Origin of the sequence: Pseudoalteromonas sp., assembly GCF_036960685.1 — a bacterium.
Taxonomy (GTDB): domain Bacteria; phylum Pseudomonadota; class Gammaproteobacteria; order Enterobacterales; family Alteromonadaceae; genus Pseudoalteromonas.
In genome coordinates, this window is record NZ_JBALXK010000023.1 from 1 (window position 1) to 16,403 (window position 16,403).

Below are 16,403 nucleotides of genomic sequence, written 5' to 3' on the forward strand. Positions count from 1 at the left end.
CTGCGCATATTACGCTTTCCTATTTTTTTGTCAACACTTAATTTTAAACTTTCTAAAAAATCTAAACTTAAGTTTTATTCGACTTACTAAGTGGTTTGCTTGCAGCTTAAGCGTTGCCTGCTCTGCCGTCTCAGTGGGGTCGCATTATAGGGCGCCGCAGATTTTACGCAAGCGTTTTTTGAAGAAAACCTTAACAAAAGCGCACTTAGTACAAAAAACACACGAAAGCACATAAAACAGGTAGTTTACCGAACAAAAAAAAAACTAACTTTTCTCGAGAGGACCTTTAGTATTGCTTAGATTTAGTATTAAGCAAGGTTCTAGTATAAAAAAGCACCATTACGCTGTAGTGCTTTCAATATCTTCTACAAATTTGCTTAATATAATATGCTGTAGAGCTTTCTTCGATATTTAGCGGCTAAACTATCGCCATCAGGTAAAGACGCTATAACCTCTAGGAAAGTTGGCTTTGCTTGAGCAAAATTTAAATCCTTTTTTAAAATGTTGAAAAGCAACTCTAACGCCTCTTCTTTGCGACCCGCTTGATTTAATGCATCAGCGAGTTCAGCTTGGAGCTCTAAATCATTTGGGTATTTTTCTACTTGGCTTTGAAGCGATTTAATCTGGGGAGACTCTTGTGCTAAAAGTGCTTGTTCGCACTTCGCTTGAATATTGGTGAAATACGCATCACGTTCATTTTCTGCAACAGTTGCCAACAATGCTTGTGCATCATCAAGTTTATGGATTTGAATACAGATATCTGCCAACACCAATTTAATGCGAGCATTAGTGGTGTCTAATTCATAAGCTTGCTTTGCATAGCTAAACGCACTGTTTAGATCTTGTGCTATTAAAGCTTGTTTGGCTTGCTCTAGCAAAAGCTCATGTTGTGCTGGTAAATGTTTTGCTAATACGTCACGTATTTGCTGCTCGGTCTGTGCACCAGGCAGCATGTCAACAGGCGCTGAGTCTTTTAAAAACACCAGTGTTGGTAGTGTTTGCAAACCAATTTGCTGTGCTAGTTGCGCTGCTAATTGCTGTTCAATATCACAATCCAATGTCGCAACAAGTAAGTGTTCACCATATTGGCTGGCAATTTTTTCTAAAATGGCTGCTTGTGATTGACACTCAGGGCTCTGTGCAGAGAAGAAACTAAGTAATACAAGTTTTTGTTGAGAAGTTTCACCTAATACTTGCTGAAGGTTTTGCGGATTAACATTTACCATATTATTCATTACGATTGATTGCCATATCAGACTATTTAGGGTTTTATATGGTGGCAGATACAATAATTACAAGCCCCCGATCACAAGCCATAAATCAAAAAGGTCTTTTATGAAATTTCACAAAATTTACGCCGCCCTGCTTTTTATAAGTCCATTGGTCAATGCCACGACGTTAGATCTCAAGCTAGATAAAACCATGCCCGCGATTGAAAAGCTTTATTTAGATTTACACCAGTCCCCAGAGCTTTCCTATCACGAGCAACAAACAGGACAGAAAATAGCAAAACAACTCAAACAACTTGGTTTTGATGTCACTGATAATGTTGGCGGGTTTGGCGTAGTGGGAATTTATAAAAATGGTAATGGCCCAACAATTATGATCCGCACTGACACCGATGGCTTGCCGATTATTGAACAAACTGGCAAACCCTATGCTTCGAAAGTAACGGTTACTAATGATGAAGGTGCAACAGTTGGTGTTATGCATGGTTGCGGCCATGATATTCATATGAGTTCATTTATTGGCACAGCTCAACAGTTAGTAATGCACAAAGATACATGGCAAGGCACTTTAATGATGGTCGCACAACCAGCAGAAGAAGTAGGCGGTGGTGCAAAAGCAATGCTTAAAGAAGGGTTATTCTCTAAATACCCAACTCCTGATCATGTCATTGCCTTGCATGTCAGTGCCAGTGTGCCCGCTGGCAAAGTAAGTATGAAAAACGAATATACTATGGCAAGTGTTGACTCTGTTGATATTACTGTAAAAGGAAAAGGTGGTCATGGTGCCTACCCACATACAACGATTGACCCTGTGGTCATTGCTTCACGAATTGTATTAGCACTACAAACCATTACGAGCCGTGAGCTCTCCCCATTAGAACCTTCTGTTATTACTGTTGGTTCTATCCATGGTGGATCTAAGCATAATGTAATTTCTGATGAAGTTAAGTTACAACTTACTTTACGCAGCTATAACCCTGAAGTACGTTTGCAACAAATCGCCGCTATTAAACGGATCTCACAGGGGATTGCACTAAGCGCAGGCTTAGATAAGTCGCTCATGCCTGAAGTATATGTACATGAAGATGAATCAATCCCCTCAACTTATAATAATCCTGAGCAAACAAATATTGTCCGTAGTGCAATTAGCGCCGCAATTGGTGCTCGTAATGTACTAGAAACCGAAGCGGTGATGGCAGGTGAGGATTTTGGTTTATATGGCCGAACCGAACAGAACATTCCTATTACTTTATTTTGGCTAGGTGGTGTTGAACAAGCACAATATGCTGCAGCACAAAAATCAGGTGAAACGTTGCCATCTCTGCACTCAAGTAAATTTGCGCCTGATTATAAAGTTGCACTGCCAACAGGGATAAAAGCGATGAGTAATGCCGCTGTAGCTTTATTTAACCAATAACTCGCCTACAAATTTCAGCTAAGCCGATTTAGGTTTAGGCTTTCTTTTAAAACGTCGCTTTTGCGGCGTTTTTGGTAATTGCGCAAAGGCTTGGCTATTACACTGCCCTGCTTGCTCAATAAAAAGTGATAAATCACTTAATAGTGGTGTTAAAAACTGCTGATAACTCAGTCGCTGTTCGGCAATGTCACCTAAGGACGCTTCCCATTTTGCCGTTAAATCAGGGCTCGCTAATCCTTCTGGCAATACACTTATTAATGCTTTGCCTGTTTGTGTTGCCAAAATTGATTTACCTTGGCGTTGTAAAAAGCGCCGCCTAAACAGCAGCTCTAATATACCAGCCCTCGTAGCCTCAGTTCCCAAGCCATCTGTCTCTTTAAGAATTTTTTTGATATCTGGATTTTTAACATAACGACTTATCCCCGTCATTGCACTTAACAATGTGGCATCAGTGAAATGTGCCGGCGGTGTGGTCATTTTATCGATGATTTCGCCATGCTGACAATGAAGTTTTTGCCCTTTAATCAGTGGCGGTAATGTTTGCTGATCTTTAAGCTCTGATCTGCCCATCAGCACTTTAAAGCCTAGTTCAACATCTTGTTTAGCATTAGCCTTAAATAAACCACCCGCGATGGTAACCTCAACTTTCGTTTCATTAAAAACATAATCAGGGTAAAACTGAATGAGATAATGACGACAAATCAAACCATACACTTTCGCTTCATCAGCATTTAAACTTGCGGACTTTAACTGCTTAGCCGTAGGTATGATTGCATGGTGCGCAGCAACTTTTGCATCATTAAAACATTTGCTGCGTCTTGAAGGCTCTGCCGCATTACAATTGGCTTCACTTTGCCCGCTATTAGTCGCGATTGCTTTTATGATACTGGCAGCTTCTTGGTGATGATCTTTTGGTAAATAACGATTATCTGAACGAGGGTATGTTAACACTAATTGACTTTTACTAATATAAAATATGAGAAAACCATATGTAGTCTTGGTTTCCCCATCATTCTCTATAAAACTGAACTTTACAAATTTTGTGAGAATTTTCATTATCAAATTCTCAACTTTTTAAACATTACTCGAATTTAAAGATTATAAAATTGCATAAGCTTCACTTCATAATTTAATAATGATTACTTTAATTCCTGAACATTATTTAGCGCAGCTAATTTTCCTTTTAGTGATAATAACCGCAATTGCTTTTTTTTGAGGAGGCCTACAATTATTTCTCGATTATTCGGATACTTATCATTAAGCCAAATATATTCTTCAATCTCACTAGCTATCATGAGTGATTCTTCTTCATACAAAGTTTTCTTTTGCCCTAGCTCACTCTGAAAATAATCAACATCAGTATCCTCTTTTGATTTTGTAAATTCAAGACTTGACGACTTAACTACTTTAGTAAAAATAGAAGCTTTAAAGAGTGATGTTTTGCTATATTGAGCCTTTTTAGGGCTTGGGTTGTTGTCTCTTATTAATAACCCTTTATTAACCAAGCGTATCACCTGCCTATAAACAAAGCGCCTAACTTCATCTGGATCTTTATAAGCATCACTAATCGCTTGCAAAGTATTACGCAGTGAAGTGATAGTAAAGTGGTTAAAGTTTTTTTCTACCAAAAGATGATAAATATTTTCATTGAGCTTAATTTCTTTAGTCATATAGAGCTACCAACATAAACTTAGGATTGCTAAGTATACTAATATAAGTAAAACTTAGACAATCTAAGTTATTCAGGTGAACAAGATGAAAGCTAAGTGTCTAAACCAAATCCAATCCCAATCAGGCTTAAAGAAGCTCGTAAGCGAGCGAACATGACTCAAAAAGAATTAGGCATTCGTATTGGCATGGATCAAAGCTCAGCAAGTAGCAGGATGAATCACTACGAAAAAGACAGACACACTCCTGATATTCAAACATTACAGCGCATGGCCGATGAGTTAAGCGTACCTTTAAATTACTTATTTTGTGATTCTCAAGAGTCGGCAGAGCTAGCTTGTTTAATTGATAATTTGTCAGTTGAAGAGAAGCGAAGATTAATTAAGAAATTAACTGGATCTTAATCTTTATAAAATGAATTATTAACCTTCTACTATTAGTACTATTAATTAGAAGACTGCACTCATATGAAATTGGAAAACTAAAATTTAACGATTAAAATACTACGCAGGGTTACTAGCAAGCGAGCTACTCCTCATCTTCAGCCTTTTGTTCTGCTTGTGCAATCAAATCCCTAATATTTTCAGAAACAACCCAAACGACGTAAAAGAAAAGGAAGCCTGTAATAACACTTGTCAATAAACATAGAAGCGCAAGCCATACACAATTAAAAATAGTTAAAATCAATTGGAACATAGCGTTTATTAAAGCTATGAGTATTGTCCATCTTAACAGCAATGCTAACCTCTTTAATGCACCATAATATTCTATATTAGCGCCAGATGCTCTCCGTTGATTGATCTTCTTCTTGTAACTATCCGTGTCGTATATTTTATCTTTTACAGTTTGTATGACAAATGATTTCATTGTAAAAAGAAAACTAGCAAGAGTAATGCTTGCTGTGAATAGACCAACACTCCACTTAGATTGATAAGCTAATATTTGTATAGCTAATTCATAAGGTATCATAGGTACATTTCTATCTGTAGCGGTGGCAGTTTATCATCCTTAAAATCCTCATTTGATTTCAAGGAGTCAGTTTTAACTGATTCAAGATCTGGTTTTGGAAGTGAGTCAGATAAAGATTTATATTTATCCCATTTATTAACACTTTTAATTTCTCCAAAAGTTTCACTTCCTCTTAACACAATTGAAATTATATTTGCGAGGGCTGAGCATTCATAATATTCGTCCCAAACCTTCTCTGGAAGATCATCAACATATTGGTCATAATCAAAATGCCCATACTCCTCAATATTATTACCAATCCAATACTGTATTCTTTGCCCACTTAAACTGGCACCAATAAGCCTTAATGCATATTTTTTATCTTTCTTCCCTAAAACATCATGTATAAAATTAGATAGATGTCCTCTTAGATTATCTATAACTTTAAATTTATCTAGAAAAGTAATAGTCTGTGTTGTTTTCTTAGCTATAGAACCTATATGTCGAAATATAGGTTCATCCGGTACACCAAGCTCTGTTATGACTTCAACCTCTGAAAGAGATTTAACATTATCTAAAATTTGGTCTAAATCTTTCTCTTGATATATATATTTAAAACTAAAAGAACCACCTAACTCCCTTTGAACTCTACTCTTTATTTTACTAATATCACCGCGAGAACCACCCCTAGAGTATTCATCAACTTTTTGAGATACCAATCTATTTTTAACATTTTTATGGGCTTGTCCAAAAATAGATGCGTAAACGGAAACGGAGGCAGAACCAGAATAATGCGTAAAAACACCACATTTGGTCGTAGGGTTAAAACAAAACAAGCTCGCTTCAGTACTAGTTTGATCTTCTTTTAACTCAACTCTATTAACTTTCAACTGCCCTGAGTCATCCCTCTCTGTTGCAAGTTTTTTTTTATCATCCCTAAATGTCAAAATTAATCCAACAGCTAAACCATCTACAATCCTAGTAAAAACTCTTGTAATATATTGCCCAACATTAATATCTTGAGTTTTACTAATTGATTCAAGCTCTTGATAGAAGTCATTGACTTCAATACCTTCTGAAAACTGCATTTCAAAACCAGATACTTTTACTTTTGTTCCTGCCATTAATATATCCCTATAGCCGATAATTATTATTGTATTGAGCGTTTATAAAATTGTGTTAAATAGAAAAACTTGCGGCTCACTCATTAAATCAGATACTAACCATGAGATTAGCATTTTAGATAGGTAAATGTACAAACACATAAATACTGTTATTATATACAGCACCGTTAAAAGCTAAAACCAAATAATAGATATAAAATGAGATTATTTATTGCTGAAAAGCCTAGCCTAGCCAGAGCTCTAATAGCTGTATTACCAAAGCCTCATAAAAAAAATGATGGTTACACTGAAACTGGTAACGGTGATATCGTCACTTGGTGCATAGGCCACTTATTAGAACAAGCAGAACCTCAGTTTTACAATCCTGAATTCAAAAAATGGTCAGTTGACCATTTGCCTATTATTCCTGATGAGTGGAAACTTGTTGCTAAGACAAAAACTAAGAAGCAGCTTTCAGTTGTCAAAAAGCTAATTAAACAAGCCGATCAACTGGTCAATGTAGGTGATCCAGATAGAGAGGGCCAAATTTTAGTCGACGAAGTAATTAACTTTTGTGGTGTATCTAAAGCTAAAAATGCTAAAACATTGAGATGCTTAATAAGTGATCTTAATCCTTCGGCTGTAAAAAAGTCAGTAAATTCGCTGCAAAAAAACTCTGATTTTATTCCTCTTGCTACCTCAGCATTGGCCAGAGCCAGAGCCGATTGGCTTTACGGTATTAATATGACTAGGTTATGTACACTTCAAGGACAAAAATCCGGTTACCAGGGCGTACTTTCTATTGGTCGAGTTCAAACCCCTGTTTTAGGCTTAGTCGTTCATCGTGATATGGAAATTGAAAATTTTGTTTCTAAACCTTTCTATGAAGTATTAGCAACCCTTAAAACAAATGATGATGAATGCTATGAAGCAAAATGGAAACCCAGTAAGGCTTGCGAGCCTTATATGGATGAAGATAACCATGTAGTTTCAAAAAAATTAGTAGAGACTGTTGTTGAAAAAATTACAAACAAAGAAGGTGTTGTAGCTGATGTTAAAGAGACGATAAAGAAACAAGCTCCCCCATTACCTTATAGCTTATCTGCATTACAAATTGATGCTTCAAAGCGTTTTGGCATGAGCGCTCAAAATGTACTAGATACATGCCAAGAGCTCTATGAGCGTTTTCAACTTATTACCTACCCGAGGTCGGACAGCCGTCACTTACCTAAAGAGCACTTAAAAGAAGTTAACCTAGTTACTAATGCCATTAAATCAAATCATAATGCCTTAGGTGAAGCTGTAGATAATGCAAATCTAAACCTAAAAAGTAGAGCGTGGGATGACTCAAAAGTGACCGCTCACCACGCAATAATACCAACAAGTAAAACGTTAAATATGAGTAATCTATCTTCTTTCCAAACTAATATTTATGAGCTGATTGCAAGGCAATATTTAATTCAGTTTTATTCAGATTTTGAATATCAAGAAAAACAAATTGATACAAAAATTTCAGGTGGGCTATTCGTTACTAAACAAAAAGAAGTAATATCACAAGGATGGAAAGTACTATTCCCAGCGAAATTAGCAAACAATAAAAACTCAGATAATGATTTTTCAGCTAAAAAACTGCCAAACGTCAAAATAAATGAGCTGGTTCAATGTATTAACGCCCAGCTTATTGAAAAACAAACTTCGCCACCCAAGTACTTTAATGATGCATCGCTTCTATCTGCCATGACAGGTATTGCAAGGTATGTTCAAGACTCATCGATAAAGAAAATAATGCGTGAGACTGATGGGCTTGGAACTGAAGCAACGAGAGCTGGTATTATTGAACTGTTATTTAAACGCCAGTTTTTAAAACGCAATGGTAAAGAAATTCGCGCCACTGATGTAGGTAAAGAATTAATTACAGGACTTCCTGAAAAAATGGTTGTACCTGATATGACCGCGCACTGGGAATCACAGCTTGAATCAATCAACCAACGTGAGATGACATATAACAACTTTATGCAACCATTAACAATACAGTTGAACCAATTAGTGCAGAATGTTCAATCTATTGACTTTCAGGCTCTAAAGGGTAAAGGAAAGTCATCTTTCAAGCCAAGAACAAAACGTAAATCAACGCAATCTCGTCGCCCTATAAAAAAATAATTTTAAATAAGAATCAAAGATTTTGTTCGCCGAATAAAGAAAATAGCTGACAAAACTCAAGACTGCCCTTGTATAACAAGGGCAGTCGTATTTCATTATATATGTTGCTTGATTAACTCGTAGATACGGTCATCATCAAATTGTGTTTTGAAATCTACCTTTAACGTTTTTAGTGTCAATTATAAAGCTCAAAAAGTCACCCTTACTTATTTCAATTCTTTTCTGATGGGATTACCTTCTCTTTATATTTACGAATATCACTCAAAATCGTTCTAACAGTACGATTTCAATTAATTAAAAAAACTACTTGCTTTTCTTTTGTTTGATAGCTAATATCACCCCAACAACCTAATTCGTAGGTTGAAAACGAAAGGAGTTTAATGTGAGAACTATCGAGGTGTTATGTAATGAATTAACCACTGGTGCAACAAACGCGCTATTCGAAAAGAATGAAAGTAACTCTGAAGGTGCTATGCGCTTGTTAACAGGTAGCTCTGTTAATCTAAATGGTGAAATTATTGAGCAACAGCTTAGTGAAATAATAATAAAGGAAGGGAAGGATATTCAGCGTTTCCTATTAAAAGAAGGGGATGTGGTGCTTCTTGCTAAAGGTAACTCAATAAAGGCCGGTTACGTTACTAAAGCTATTGCCGAACTTAATGTAATTGCTTCTGCTAACTTTATTTTACTTAGACCAAATAACAATGAGTTACTTGGGGAGGTGCTTGTAGCTTACTTTAACTCACCTGTTGGTCAAAGCCAGTTAGGTACGATCAGCACAGGTGCAATAATTACAAATATAAGCTTATCAAGTATCAAAAAGTTAGTGATTGAGCTGCCAGAGTTGAATAAACAAAATGAAATTGCAGAACTATTTCATGCTAGCAACCAGGCTTATCAATCAACACTTAATTTGGCAGAGCAACAAAAGAAAGTTTCAACGGCTTATATTACCCAATTAATTAAAGGAGCTAAGTAATGGAGAATTTAACAAAACAGTTAAGGAATCTAATTGATAATAGCCGTAGCTCAATGGAAGTAACACACATATTAGAATTGGTTACTTATGTTGCTTTTATTGCAAAGGAAAACTCTGAGTCATTCGAAGTAATCGTGAATAGCGGTCATGCTAAACAGTTAGATATGCTAATAGAAGCTGGAAAAGCGTTAGAGGGGAATTATCCAACTGAGATATGCTCAGCGCCAGAGCAATATCGAATTGACGTGAAGATAATCAACCTTGTCGTCTCTTTCATCGCAGCCATTTTAAACTTTGACACGCTTGCTAAGGCTTTAAGGGAAATGAATGCACAAGTACCTGGAAGGTTTTCAGCAGATTTAGCCAACCTTAATATGGAAAGGATATTTTCTGCGCTAGTTGGTGATTGTAGTGGCAAATCCTTATATGACGGAGCATGTGGTTTAGCAAGAGTAGCATCTAGCTTAAATTCAGAAACTCTTTGCTTAGAAGAAAAGAATCGCAGTACTTATATCTCTGCTTACCGATTACTCGCGCTTGAAAATAAACATTTCAAGTTGGCAAATACAGACTCACTTTTAGAGTCAAATTTTGGATTAGACAAACAATTTGATTTAGTTGTTATGGAGCCGCCAATGGCTCAGAAATTTAGTGCAGATGAACGGCGCATGTTAGTAGGCGCTCCTTTTATCGAAGTACTTAAAGATAAGCCAATATCGGCAGCTGCTGGTGATAGCTTATGGATACAACAAGCCTTAAGTAAATTAAATGAAACGGGTAAAGGTTACATTTTAATACCCCAAGGTTTTTTATTTCGAGGCGGTTACGATGCAAAAGTAAGAGAGCATTTGCTAGAAAACGAATTACTGGAAGCTGTTATTGGCTTGCCCGCTAATGTTCTAAATGGCACAAGCATCCCCCCTGTTATTTTGGTGCTTAACAAAAACAAACCAGCAGGTTCTTCAGTGGTATTTGTGGATGCCAGTGAAATAGGTAAAAGCAACAAAAACAGAATAACTATTTCAGAAGAAGACGCAGTGTTAATCGCTGATTTAGCTGCAGGAAAGCTAGCTAACGACGAACGCTACAAAGCCGTATTTATGCCCGAAATTAGAGAGCAGAATAACGAGCTCAATATTTCACGGTACATAGTTAAAAACGTTGAAGTCGAAGAGTTAGATGTTGAGCAAGAGCTACAAATACTAAATAACTATCAAGTTGAGTTTGAACAATCTCAAAAAACGTTGAAATCACTACTGGCTAAATATCAATAAGATAGTCGTACTGTTCAGTTTGTATATAAGTAAACTCATATTTGATACATTACCCTACATAAAGGGAATTATAAGAAGGATTATAAAAATGGCAGATTTTAAAAAGATAGAAGAATTAGAAAAACGTTTATGGTCAGCAGCGGACTCATTACGCGCTAATACAGGCTTAACAGCTCAAGAATACTCTCGACCAATACTAGGTTTAATTTTTCTTAAGTATGCTGAGTATCGTTTTACTCTGGCAAAAAGCAAGATAGAAGAACAGTCTAGCTCTCGCCGTCGCGGCAGTGGCGATATAAAGTCTAAAATACAAGCAGAAGGCGCAATGTATGTGCCAGATGAAGCACTCTACTCTAACCTACTAGCACTTCCTGAAGGCTCTAATATCGGTGTTCAGGTGAATGATGCCATGAAAGCGCTAGAAGCTGAAAACGAAGCCATTAAGGATGCCCTACCTAAAACCTATTCTCGCTTTGAAAACGACATGCTCAATAGTTTACTTAAAAACTTTAATGACATCGACTTCACTCTTGGCTCAGACATATTTGGGCGTATTTACGAGTATTTCCTTAATGAGTTTGCCAAAACTGAAGGTCAAGGCGGTGGTGAATTTTTCACTCCCTCAGCATTAGTCAAGTTAATCACAGAAGTGATTGAACCTTACCACGGAAAAGTATACGACCCCGCTTGTGGTAGCGGTGGTATGTTCATCAGCTCTGCCGATTTTGTTGCAAAACATAATAAAGATGCCTCTGATGAGTTGTCAGTATTTGGGCAAGAAAAAACAGGTGATACCGTTCGTCTATCTAAGCTGAACCTCGCGGTTCATGGTTTACAAGGTGATATCCGTGAAGGTAACTCTTATTATGAAGACCCGTTCGATTTAGCTAAAGGTGAAGTAATTGACGGTAAACAGTATGGTTAGTTTGATTATGTAATGGCTAACCCACCGTTTAATGTTAACGAAATCCAAAAAGACCGTTTAGAAGGTGATAAACACCGTTTCCCTTATGGCATGCCACGTAATGACAATGGCAACTACCTGTGGATTCAAATGTTTTACTCAGCACTTAACCAGAAAGGTCGAGCAGGTTTTGTTATGGCAAATTCAGCGAGTGATGCTCGAGGTTCAGAGCAAGAGATCCGTCAAAAGCTAATCGAAGAAGATGGTGTTGATGTCATGGTGGCCGTTTCAAGTAACTTTTTTTACACCGTAACCTTGCCTTGTGCCTTATGGTTTTTAGATAAAAACAAACCAGCGCATAACAAAGACAAAGTATTGTTTATTGATGCTCGCCATATTTTCCGTCAAGTAACTCGCGCCGTGCGTGATTACACTAGCGAGCAACTAAACTTTATTGCCAATATAGTGCGTTTATACCGTGGGCAGGATATTGATAATACTTACCTTGAAACTCACCCCGATGCTGGCAATGACGGTAATTATTCGCTTGAAAGCTTCTTTAAAAAAGAGAGTGGCGAACTAACTTATCAAGATATCGCTGGCTTATGTAAAGTGGCAACGAAGGCTGAGATTATTGAGCAAGGTTATAGCTTAAATCCTGGCCGATATGTCGGTGTTGCAGAAGGTGAACAAGAGAGTGATGAAGACTTTACTGTTAAGTTGACCGCATTACAGGAAGAGTTAGAAATATTAAATGCCGAGGCACATGAATTAGAAGCTTCTATTTCTGAAAATGTAGTAAAAGTATTAGGAGCTGCATAATGGAAGAAAATACTGTTCTAGGAGACTACATTTCAACACAAAAAGGATTTGCCTTTAAAAGTAAGTGGTTCGTTGATAGCGGTCGCAAAATTGTAAAAGTAAGTGACTTTACCGAAGATTCGGTATGTCCAACTAATTTGATGAACATTTCAACTGAGCTAGGTGAACAATACTCTCGCTATAGCTTGGCTGTTGGTGATGTTGTTATACAGACTGTAGGGTCTTGGCCTTCAAATCCAGCCTCAGTTGTAGGTAAAACAGTTAGAGTGCCAAAATCTGTTGACGGTGCCCTACTTAATCAAAATGCTGTAAAAATAGTACCGAAAGAAGATATTTGTATTGGCTTTCTATATTACTTGTTACGCAGTGAGGACTTTAAAGAATATATAATAGGAACGGCTCAGGGAGCAGCTAGCCAAGCAAGTATTACACTGGAAGCCATTAAACGCTTTAAATTCAGACTCCCAGCGTTAGAAGTTCAAGAATCTATTGCTAGTAAACTAGAAAATTACGACAACTTAATCGAAAACAACAACCGCCGTATCGCTATTTTAGAAGACATGGCTCAATCACTGTATCGCGAATGGTTCGTTAACTTTCGTTATCCAAACTACGAAGAAAACCTTGATGCTGACGGCAACCCTAAACTCATCGACTCGCCACTAGGTCAAATTCCTGATGGATGGGAGGTTAAAACGCTTAAAGATGTTCTTGAACTAGCATATGGTAAAGCATTAAAGAAAGCAGATCGTAAAGGCGGTGATGTGGCTGTCTATGGCAGTGGAGGTGTAGGTGGCTATCATGATAAAGCGCTTGTAGATGGCCCATGTATCATTGTTGGAAGAAAAGGCAATGTAGGTAAAACCTTTTGGGTTGACCAAGACTGCTGGCCAATTGATACAGTTTTTTATGTTAAATCTGAATTGTCGAAGCTCTATCTTTATTACAACTTATTACATCAAAGATTCTTTAACTCAGATGCGGCTGTTCCAGGTTTAAATAGAGAAAGTGCATATAGTAATAAAATCATTATCCCTTCCGCAGATTTGGTTGCTGAATTTGATGATTTCATAAGACCTATATTTAAGCAAAAAAATGCTATAGCGAAAGCCAAAAATAACCTTAAACAGCAACGAGATATGCTGTTACCTAAGCTAATTTCAGGACAAATTGAATTATGAGTAATGAATATTTAGGTAGTCGTTGGTATAAGTTTGATTTTCATACGCATACACCAGCATCATCAGATTACAAAAAGCCTGAAGAAACAGAAACTGATTGGCTTAAAGCATTGATGGTAGAAAAAGTTGACTGTGTAGCTATCGCTGATCATGTTTCTGGTGGTTGGATAGACAGATTGAAAGCTACATATGCAGAACTTGATCAATCTGCAGAATGGTATCGACCCATTTCTTTATTTCCTGCTTGCGAAATAACGGTAAGCACAGGGCAAACTCGCGTTCACATACTTGCTGTTTTCGATCCCATTTGTGACTCTGCAAAAATTTCTGCTGTGTTAGGGCAATGTGGCATTACAGAGGGGCACGGCGATGCAGAAGTCACTTGTGCAACTGAATCGATTAATAACGTTATTGATATTGTACACTTAGCTAATGGCGTCGCAATTCCGGCACATATTGATCGTGCCAAAGGTCTACTACATGGTGTTACTAAAACGAACCAAGAAATAGAGCGCTGGATGAGTAAGATTGAAGCAGCTGAGTTTATTGAACTCAATTTTCTGGACACAGTTAATCCAGAACTTGCTAGCGCTTGTTCTCATTTAGCTAAACTTCAAGGCTCAGATGCACATGAGTGTAGTCGTTTAGGTAAAGGCTATTCATGGATAAAAATGAGTCAGCCTTCAATTAATGGACTTAAGCTTGCTTTACATGATCATGATTTTTGTGTGGAAAATGGTGTTGATGATCCTAACTCTACACCTGATATATTTTTAAAAAGTTTGAATATTTCACAGATGCAGCATTGTGGGCGTTTCCCCGGTCAGCTAGCAACCTTTAACTTACACCCTCTTTTTAATGCGGTTATCGGTGGACGTGGCTCAGGTAAGTCTACATTCATAGAGTCTGTGCGATTGGCATTAGGACGTGAGAATGAAGTATCAGATCTTCCACAGATTCATGAAGAAATTTGTTCTTTTAAGGATGGTGTAACCAAAGCTGACACTGCAATTTGTGTTGAGTTACAACGAAGAGATGAATCGTATCAATCTATATGGAAATATAATACAGCGCCATACATCAATAAGTTTCAAGAAGGTACTTGGTCTCTTGATAATGGAAAGCCAGAAGAACGCTTTCACGTTAGTTTGTATAGCCAAAAGCAAATTAATGCATTGGCTAGTAACACAAATAGTTTATTAGAAATTATTGATCGTTCAAACGAGGTTAATCATTCAGCATGGAAATATCTGTTTGATACCGAACTGAATAAGTTTTTAGGTTTTTGTCGAGAAGTACGTCAACTGCAAGAGCGTTTGGATAACAAAGGCGCTCTTGAATCACAGAAAGATGATTTAAATAGTGATATAGAAAGTTTTGAACAAGGTGGTCATAAAGACATATTTAATGCCTATCAAATTTTTACACTTGAAAAGCAGAAAGTTGAAAATTCTGCTGGTGTGGCAGGCCTAATTGATTCAATAGACAATATGTTATCAGAGGAGTTTGCGGAACTGACTTTGGTAGAAGAAGGTGCAGATAAACCTGCTTACGTTACAGAACTAGAAGGAATACAAGCAACATTTAAAGGTGATTTAACCGTTGTCCAAACTGAATTGGCAAAAATAAAAGAGTTGATTACCAAAGCTGAACAAGATCGTGAAAAGGCAATTAGTGAGTCAATTTGGTGTACTAAGGGGGCTGTAACCAAACAACAATATGAACAAGTTGTTCAAGAGTATGCTGACAAAGGGGAAGAGCTAAATCCTGAGCAATACGAAATTTGGCTCACTCAAAGAAATGAGATTAACACTCAATTAGAAGAGTTAGAAACTGTTCAAGTTGATCTAACAACTAAAAAATCTCAGCGTGATAAATCACTTAAGAAGTTATATATATTGAGAAGACGATTACAAAGAAAGCGCCAAAAATTTATTCAAAACGTTATTGGCGGTAATCGATATGTCAAAATGAAGCTATTACCATTTGCAAATAAATCTAATGTTGAAGCACAGTTTAGAAGGTGTATTGGTGTGGAGAATAGTTTTTCTACTTCTATTTACCAAGATGATCAAGCGAATAGTCTGTTGTTTAAATTGCTTTCAAGTGATTTTAATTTGAAAGGTACTGCTAGCGAAACTCACGAGCTAAAGAATGCTATATCTGCTTTGGTTTTAGAGAAAGAAGTAGCGCAATATCGTATTGATAATCGCTTGAAGAGTTCACTTGTACAAAAGTTTTCACAACAGCCTGAAATTTTTGACCGCTTAATGACTTGGTGGCCTGATGACCAACTTGTTGTAGAGTATGCAAAAGATATTGAAAAAGCTAAGTTTGAAAATATTGAAAAAGGCTCTGCGGGGCAAAAAGCTGCTGCTATTTTAGCTTTTTTACTCAGTCATGGTAATAATCCAATTATTGTCGATCAGCCTGAAGATGACTTAGATAACGCGTTAATTTATCAACTTATTGTATCGCAAATTCATGAGAACAAAAAACGTAGACAGATTATTATGGTGACGCATAATCCTAACATTGTTGTTAACGGTGATGCTGAGTTTGTAAATGTTCTTCATTTTCATGCTGGTCAAGTTCAGGTATTGAAAGCTGGGGGCTTGTGTGAGCAAGAAATCAGAGATCATGTCTGCGATATTATGGAAGGTGGCGCGACTGCTTTCGACAAAAGATACAATAGATTAAGAGTGCTATAAATAGAGG

The 16,403-nt window shown here is 37.0% G+C and carries 11 protein-coding genes and 2 pseudogenes; 8 read left to right on the plus strand and 5 right to left on the minus strand.

Annotated elements, in window-relative coordinates:
- Positions 1-377: 377 nt before the first annotated feature.
- Complete coding sequence (locus V7783_RS16710; RefSeq protein WP_335679688.1) at positions 378-1,235, minus strand: tetratricopeptide repeat protein; 858 nt, start codon at positions 1,233-1,235, stop codon at positions 378-380.
- Between the two features lie 100 nt (positions 1,236-1,335).
- On the opposite strand from V7783_RS16710, the gene V7783_RS16715 reads away from it, so the two are divergent.
- The gene (locus V7783_RS16715; RefSeq protein WP_335679689.1) at positions 1,336-2,646 is read left to right on the plus strand and encodes a M20 metallopeptidase family protein; all 1,311 of its coding nucleotides are present in this window, start codon (positions 1,336-1,338) and stop codon (positions 2,644-2,646) included.
- A gap of 18 nt (positions 2,647-2,664) precedes the next feature.
- On the opposite strand, the pseudogene V7783_RS16720 reads toward V7783_RS16715, so the two are convergent.
- Together V7783_RS16720 and V7783_RS16725 are read right to left on the minus strand one after the other, a co-directional pair.
- Positions 2,665-3,597: pseudogene (locus V7783_RS16720) on the minus strand (DNA topoisomerase); the annotation flags it as partial.
- A 188-nt stretch (positions 3,598-3,785) separates the two neighbouring features.
- A complete protein-coding gene (locus V7783_RS16725; protein ID WP_024599842.1) occupies positions 3,786-4,316 on the minus strand; it encodes a hypothetical protein in 531 nt (176 codons plus the stop codon).
- A 153-nt stretch (positions 4,317-4,469) separates the two neighbouring features.
- On the opposite strand from V7783_RS16725, the gene V7783_RS16730 reads away from it, so the two are divergent.
- The gene (locus V7783_RS16730; protein WP_442961390.1) at positions 4,470-4,718 is read left to right on the plus strand and encodes a helix-turn-helix domain-containing protein; all 249 of its coding nucleotides are present in this window, start codon (positions 4,470-4,472) and stop codon (positions 4,716-4,718) included.
- Positions 4,719-4,842: 124 nt separating this feature from the next.
- Here V7783_RS16730 and V7783_RS16735 read toward each other — a convergent pair whose 3' ends face one another.
- Both V7783_RS16735 and V7783_RS16740 read right to left on the minus strand, forming a co-directional pair.
- Positions 4,843-5,283, minus strand: a complete 441-nt coding sequence (locus tag V7783_RS16735; RefSeq protein ID WP_024599844.1) for a hypothetical protein — start codon at positions 5,281-5,283, stop codon at positions 4,843-4,845.
- Positions 5,280-6,386, minus strand: coding sequence for a hypothetical protein (locus V7783_RS16740; RefSeq protein ID WP_335679690.1), 1,107 nt, complete (start codon positions 6,384-6,386; stop codon positions 5,280-5,282). The genes V7783_RS16735 and V7783_RS16740 overlap by 4 nt, the downstream gene beginning before the upstream one ends.
- A 198-nt stretch (positions 6,387-6,584) precedes the next feature.
- Between V7783_RS16740 and V7783_RS16745 the strand changes: the two genes are divergently transcribed.
- From V7783_RS16745 to V7783_RS16770, 6 genes and pseudogenes are all read left to right on the plus strand, one after another.
- Positions 6,585-8,525 (plus strand): DNA topoisomerase III, encoded by a 1,941-nt coding sequence (locus V7783_RS16745; RefSeq protein WP_335679691.1) that lies wholly within the window; start codon positions 6,585-6,587, stop codon positions 8,523-8,525.
- A 382-nt stretch (positions 8,526-8,907) separates the two neighbouring features.
- Entirely contained in the window at positions 8,908-9,504 is a 597-nt protein-coding gene (locus V7783_RS16750; protein ID WP_335679692.1) for a restriction endonuclease subunit S, read from the plus strand.
- Entirely contained in the window at positions 9,504-10,778 is a 1,275-nt protein-coding gene (locus tag V7783_RS16755; protein WP_335679693.1) for an N-6 DNA methylase, read from the plus strand. The genes V7783_RS16750 and V7783_RS16755 overlap by 1 nt, the downstream gene beginning before the upstream one ends.
- Positions 10,779-10,866: 88 nt before the next feature.
- Positions 10,867-12,504, plus strand: a pseudogene (locus tag V7783_RS16760) (type I restriction-modification system subunit M).
- Positions 12,504-13,685 (plus strand): restriction endonuclease subunit S, encoded by a 1,182-nt coding sequence (locus V7783_RS16765; RefSeq protein ID WP_335679694.1) that lies wholly within the window; start codon positions 12,504-12,506, stop codon positions 13,683-13,685. Before V7783_RS16760 ends, V7783_RS16765 begins: the two are co-directional and overlap by 1 nt.
- A complete protein-coding gene (locus V7783_RS16770) occupies positions 13,682-16,396 on the plus strand; it encodes a TrlF family AAA-like ATPase (protein ID WP_335679695.1) in 2,715 nt (904 codons plus the stop codon). Before V7783_RS16765 ends, V7783_RS16770 begins: the two co-directional genes overlap by 4 nt.
- Positions 16,397-16,403: the final 7 nt, after the last annotated feature.